Here is a 5,377-nt window from a genome sequence, read left to right as displayed (position 1 = left end):
GACCAAAAGACCTGCACAGGCCAAGTCTAGCAGGGCTTGTTGCGTTCGTTGCTTTATTTCAACTGTTTATTTTTTCTTCTTTGGACGTACATAGATCACCAGATTATGATCCACGATTTCGAAACCGTGCTTTTCAGCAATGGCGTGCTGACGTTTCTCAATCTCTTCGTCAATGAACTCAATAACGTCACCGCTCTCCATGCAAACCATATGGTCATGGTGTCCCCCGCGGGCGAGCTCAAACACGGAGTGACCGCCATCAAAGTTATGGCGAACCACCAAGCCGGCACTTTCAAACTGGGTCAGCACCCGGTAGACGGTAGCCAGACCCACATCCTCTTCCGCTTCCAGCAGAGCCTTGTACACATCTTCCGCCGACATATGCTTCTCTTCGGCACCTTCAAGGATCTGTAGAATCTTCACACGAGGAAGGGTGACTTTAAGCCCTGCTTTGCGCAACTCTTGATTTTCCAACACGTTTCCCTAACCCTTTGTAAGATAATCCTGCTATTATCACGTCTTCGTGCAGCTTTTTCATTTTGCTCTGCGAGCAGGCTGCTAGTCATTTTTGAGCAAGATAATGGAAGTCTGAAACCGATGCAAAAAACCACGTTCGCCCTGGCCGCCGCACTTTTCTCAGCCGTTCTCTCAACAACCCTGCTAACAGGGTGCGCCAGCTCCACGGACAGTGGTTCGAAGCTTATCAGTTTCCCCGGTGCCTATAAAATTGATATTCAGCAGGGAAATGTCATTACCCGGGAAATGGTTAACCAGCTCCGTCCGGGTATGACCCGTGCCCAGGTCCAATATGTAATAGGTACTCCTTTGCTGGAAGATACGTTTAACAGCAATCGCTGGGATTACGTCTATAGCTTACAGCCCGGTGGTAAGAGCCGCGAGCAGAAGACAGTCACACTGTTTTTTGCAAACGATCAACTCCATTCTATTCAAGGTGACCTGATAACCGGGAAAAGTCAGCAATAATTACTGCTGATACCACTTAACCCTAAAGAACATCTCTCTCAGCTATTACTTAACTGGGTTCTTCTGTTTCGCCTGTTCTGCCCTGCGTTTGCGAATCTCTTTGGGGTCGGCAATCAAGGGGCGGTAAATCTCTACCCGTTCGCCTTCTCTTAGCGCCTGTTCTCCGGGTTTTAATACGGCTTTGCCAAAGATACCCAGTGTTGCCTCGTCCAGATTAATCTCCGGAAAGTAATCAATAATGCCCGATTTTCTGGCAGCTTCCAGCACTGTAGTTCCTTCTTTGACCTTCAGCGCGATAATCTTCTGCTCATGGGCTCTTGCATAGGCCACTTCCACCCGGATAGCAGGTTCATCCATTAACATCTTAGCCATAAATCTGCTTCGCTCTATTGCCAAAGGCATCTACCATGGCATTCATCATCTGGCCAATCAGCCTACCCAGCGTTGCCTGAGTCAGCTTATTGCTCATTTCAAACTCCAGCTCCAGGGAAACCTTGCAGCCATCCTCGTCCAGGGGCTGAAATGTCCAGATACCGGATAAGTGTTTAAATGGCCCTTTCAGCAGTCGCATTTCAATAGACCTCCCGTGGATCATTTGGTTCCTTGTCGAAAAGCTGTGACGTAATCCGGCTTTGGCCACTTCGAGGGTGGCTTCCAGATGTTCGCCTTCCCGATGGTCAATACGAGCACCGGCACACCCCGGCAGAAACTCTGCATACGACTCAATATCGCTGACCAGATCATACATCTGTTCAGCGGAATACATGACCAGTGCGGAACGGGAAATCCTTGGCATAGAAAGAGCCTTTCAACAAAAAAAGGCCGGATAGGATAACCTATTCCGGCCCTTGGATTAATAGACAGTGTCAGGGTCTGTTGAGGTTTTGTTACGAACTCAGCCTCCTAGAACAGCGCGCTGATCAACACCATCAACACACACAGTGGCACGATCACACGGATCATGGCGCGCCAAAGGTTAAAAACTCCCACACTCAGGCCCAGCTCTTGCGTCATGGTTGAACGCTTCATTACCCAGCCAGCGAAGATGGAGATCAGCAGACCACCCACAGGCAGCAGGATATTACTGGTGAAGTAATCCAGCAGATCAAAGAAGTTCTTCCCGAACAGCGTGAAGGTCAGGTCACCACTCATGGAGAACACGGTGCCCAAGCCAACAAACCAGATGGTTGCACAGAGAATCACCGTCGCGACGGTACGGCTCAGCGGTGTGCGCTCGATCAGCCAGGCCAGTGCCGGTTCAACCAGGGAGATGGCAGAGCTTAGTGCGGCAATACCCACCAGGACAAAGAACAGGCAGCCAAACAGCTCACCCATCGGCATGTGAACAAAGGCCGCCGTCAGGGAAACAAACAGCAGGCCGGGGCCGGCAGAGGGCTCCAGTCCATAGGCAAATACGATCGGGAAGACAATCAGACCGGAGATAATAGCCATCAGGGTATCCAGAGCGGCAACGTTAATCGCTGTTCTTGGAATGGAATTATTGGCAGGCATATAAGCGCCGTAGGCCATCAGGCAACACATACCCAGGCTCAGGGTAAAGAACGCCTGACCTAATGCGGCAACAAAGGCTTCACCGGTGACCTTGGAGAAATCCACGGAGAACATAAAGTCAAAGCCGCGCATAAACTGTCCGGTTTCCAGCATGCTGTAGCCCAGCATGATCAGCAGCAAGGCAAACAGGGCGGGCATCATCACCTGCAGGCCTTTCTCAAGACCTTTATGGATACCACGGGCAGTAATCACCAGGGTGATCACCATAAAGGCGGTGTGCCAGAAGATCTGACGTGGTGCAGATGACACGAGTCCACCAAAAGCATCACCGACCTGATCGGTGTTCATGCCACTGAAGGCCCCGGTCACAATGTTCCAGGCATAAGCAAGGGACCAGCCAGCGATCACACTGTAGAAAGAGAGAATCAGGAAGCACGCCAGCATTCCCATCCAGCCAATAATGCCCCACACTTTGCTAGCCCCCAGCTCACTGGTCAGCTTGCGAATGGCATTCAGGGGGCTCAGGCGGGTGTGACGGCCAATGGCCGTTTCAGCCATCAACAGTGGTACCCCCATAATGGCGATGCACAACAGGTAAAGCATCACGAAGGCACCACCGCCATATTGCCCGGCGATGTATGGAAATTTCCAGATATTGCCCAGACCGATGGCAGAGCCGGCTGCGGCGAGCAGAAAGGTCCAGCGGTTAGCCCAGGTTTTTTTCGATATCGTTGGATTTTGTCCAGACATGAGTTCCCCAATGAGTCGAATTATTTTACTCAGAGGCTGTTTGAAAGGCAGGTAAGGTCAGACAACACAGAATAATGCTTATGGATAACCCGCTGTGATACAGCTGAGAACATCTATATCAATCAGGGCCAGTTGTCGAAAACCAGAACAGCAACGCTGCATTTCAGACGGCTTCTTGCTTCTTGAACGATTACCACGCGAGATTTTCACGGGAACAGCACAATCCCGGCAAACCTCCAAACCGAACAATCAGCGATAAAGACTACCTCAGATGAAACAGCATGCTGATGGAAGAGCGGAGAAGATCAGACAGGTTTGGCTGCCATTGTACCGGTTAGGCACTACATCTCAACCGTTTTTGCCGTCTAACCGGTCAAAATAGAGTTTTTTGAACATGCCGGTTATTAAATGCAGAAATATTCACTATGCTAAACCTTCATGGATCCGGCGCTATTGTCGAAACCAGTCCGGATCCCCCAGAATTAGTGACTTTACCTTTAGCTGCTCCTATAATCCGCGCCATGGCAAAAAGTTCAAAGAAAGGCAAACAGGGCGACTCATCCATTGTCGTCAACAAGAAAGCCCGTCACGATTTTCACATCGACGAGACTTTCGAAGCAGGCATTTCCCTCGCCGGTTGGGAAGTCAAAAGCCTCCGGCAGGGCAAAGTCCAGCTGGTGGACAGTTACGTCCTGCTGAAAGATGGTGAAGCCTGGTTGATTGGTGCCCAGATCACACCACTGATCACCGCATCCACCCATGTTGTGGCCGACCCCTTACGTGACCGCAAACTGCTGCTGAACCGCAGAGAACTGGCCAACCTGTTCTCGGTAACCCAGCAAAAAGGCCATGCCTGTATCGCCACCAAACTTTACTGGAAAGGGCACCTGATCAAATGCCAGATTGCCCTTGCCAGGGGAAAGAAAGAGTTTGATAAGCGGGCAGCCACCAAAGAGCGTGAGTGGAATATTGAAAAGCAGCGGGTTATGCACCGCGGCTGATACCCCCCCCGGCACACAGCTGCACTGTGTGCCGCCAACTTCTTTTTCTTAATGCAATTCACCTGGCTATTGAATCCGGAATTCGTTGTTGGGGAGTGCCTGTGCCTTTGCAGTGAATAAAAACAGCTGGCGATCTGTTCCTCGGCTTAGTACCTCATACAGAAGGCACTTCCTGTCTTTCTCAGGAAAATTTAACGACAATGGTATTTTTTGCAGTGTAAAAATATTTATGTACTAAACACAGTTGCATTTGCTACTGACTTTTGGCATAAATACGCTAGAGTTTTGTTACTGGGGGCGATCAGGATTCGACGACGGTTACGAAACCCAAGGTGCATGTCGAGGGCGTAGCGGCTCTCGTAAATCAAAACGCTACAAACGTATAGTTGCTAACGATAATAGCTTCAAAGGAGCAATAGCTGCCTAATAACAGCTTTCTCCCGATCACTCTGTCTTGTCTATTGGGTGGAAATTGATCGTTACCGAAAATAGAATCGCCACATCGGTCTTCCTGGAACCGGTGGGTTAAATCCACAGGATCGCGCAGTGTCACCCTGACCGTTGGGTCGTTCTGCGTTAACTTAATAACGGAAGCTAAGCATGTAGAGCCGAAGGCGTAGAGCTGGCGGACGCGGGTTCAAGTCCCGCCGCCTCCACCAATCAAATGCAGATAAAATAATAGGTTACGAAAGTACGATAGTTCGAGGCTAGCATTAATTTGCCCGCATTCTGACCCAAAATGACAGCATTTTTGACAGCCTTTTGAAATGAGGTTTTCAGGAATGCTGTTTTTTGTTTGGGGAGGAATTCTCCCCCATTTCAGCTCTGTTCTTCCGGCACACATCTGTCCGTAACCTGACCTCTGATTAACCGGGTATCCGGTAGCAATATTTCACACTAGTACTTCTTTTTTTCCACTTGAAAGGTCATTATCCGATCTATCCTGATACCTCCAAATCAACAAATATTGGAGATTACCGTGGCAATCAAATATCACGTCCGTCTGACCGAGGAAGAAAGAATGAAGAATCAGACTCGACAGCCTTGTTAAGCAAGAGAAACCTCGTGTAGCTCGGTATAAAAAACGTAACGCACAAATTCTGCTGGCAATTGATGAAAATAAAAATCCA

At 49.5% G+C, this 5,377-nt stretch carries 6 protein-coding genes and 1 other RNA gene; 3 read left to right on the top strand and 4 right to left on the bottom strand.

The features are described from left to right. Positions 1-66: 66 nt before the first annotated feature. Entirely contained in the window at positions 67-477 is a 411-nt protein-coding gene (gene fur / locus KDK15_RS10690) for a ferric iron uptake transcriptional regulator (RefSeq protein WP_373691363.1), read from the bottom strand. 120 nt (positions 478-597) lie between these two features. Here fur and KDK15_RS10685 point away from each other — a divergent pair, with 120 nt between their 5' ends. Next, positions 598-984, top strand: a complete 387-nt coding sequence (locus KDK15_RS10685) for an outer membrane protein assembly factor BamE (RefSeq protein WP_257295345.1) — start codon at positions 598-600, stop codon at positions 982-984. 45 nt (positions 985-1,029) lie between these two features. Here the strand turns inward: KDK15_RS10685 and KDK15_RS10680 are convergent, their stop codons facing one another. The 3 genes from KDK15_RS10680 to KDK15_RS10670 all read right to left on the bottom strand — a co-directional run bounded on the left by KDK15_RS10680 (position 1,030) and on the right by KDK15_RS10670 (position 3,246). After that, a complete protein-coding gene (locus KDK15_RS10680; protein ID WP_257295344.1) occupies positions 1,030-1,356 on the bottom strand; it encodes an RnfH family protein in 327 nt (108 codons plus the stop codon). Continuing rightward, a complete protein-coding gene (locus KDK15_RS10675; protein ID WP_257295343.1) occupies positions 1,349-1,780 on the bottom strand; it encodes a type II toxin-antitoxin system RatA family toxin in 432 nt (143 codons plus the stop codon). The genes KDK15_RS10680 and KDK15_RS10675 overlap by 8 nt, the downstream gene beginning before the upstream one ends. Before the next feature lie 107 nt (positions 1,781-1,887). After that, positions 1,888-3,246: a sodium-dependent transporter gene (locus KDK15_RS10670; RefSeq protein WP_257295342.1), complete on the bottom strand. Its 1,359-nt coding sequence runs from the start codon at positions 3,244-3,246 to the stop codon at positions 1,888-1,890. Between the two features lie 521 nt (positions 3,247-3,767). On the opposite strand from KDK15_RS10670, the gene smpB reads away from it, so the two are divergent. After that, complete coding sequence (gene smpB, locus KDK15_RS10665; RefSeq protein WP_257295346.1) at positions 3,768-4,247, top strand: SsrA-binding protein SmpB; 480 nt, start codon at positions 3,768-3,770, stop codon at positions 4,245-4,247. A 293-nt stretch (positions 4,248-4,540) separates the two neighbouring features. After that, positions 4,541-4,906: a transfer-messenger RNA gene (gene ssrA, locus KDK15_RS10660) on the top strand. The last annotated feature ends 471 nt before the right edge of the window (positions 4,907-5,377 follow it).

Origin of the sequence: Endozoicomonas sp. YOMI1 (genome assembly GCF_024606345.1) — a bacterium.
Taxonomy (GTDB): Bacteria; Pseudomonadota; Gammaproteobacteria; order Pseudomonadales; family Endozoicomonadaceae; genus Endozoicomonas.
Note: the sequence above shows the minus strand (reverse complement) of the source record. Positions and strands in the feature narration are given on the sequence as shown.

Excerpts from the sequence above, each read along its gene's own strand:
- KDK15_RS10685 (WP_257295345.1), top strand. The coding sequence starts at position 598 with ATGCAAAAAACCACGTTCGCCCTGGCCGCCGCACTTTTCTCAGCCGTT.
- KDK15_RS10680 (WP_257295344.1), bottom strand. The coding sequence starts at position 1,356 with ATGGCTAAGATGTTAATGGATGAACCTGCTATCCGGGTGGAAGTGGCC.
- KDK15_RS10675 (WP_257295343.1), bottom strand. The coding sequence starts at position 1,780 with ATGCCAAGGATTTCCCGTTCCGCACTGGTCATGTATTCCGCTGAACAG.
- KDK15_RS10670 (WP_257295342.1), bottom strand. The coding sequence starts at position 3,246 with ATGTCTGGACAAAATCCAACGATATCGAAAAAAACCTGGGCTAACCGC.
- smpB (WP_257295346.1), top strand. The coding sequence starts at position 3,768 with ATGGCAAAAAGTTCAAAGAAAGGCAAACAGGGCGACTCATCCATTGTC.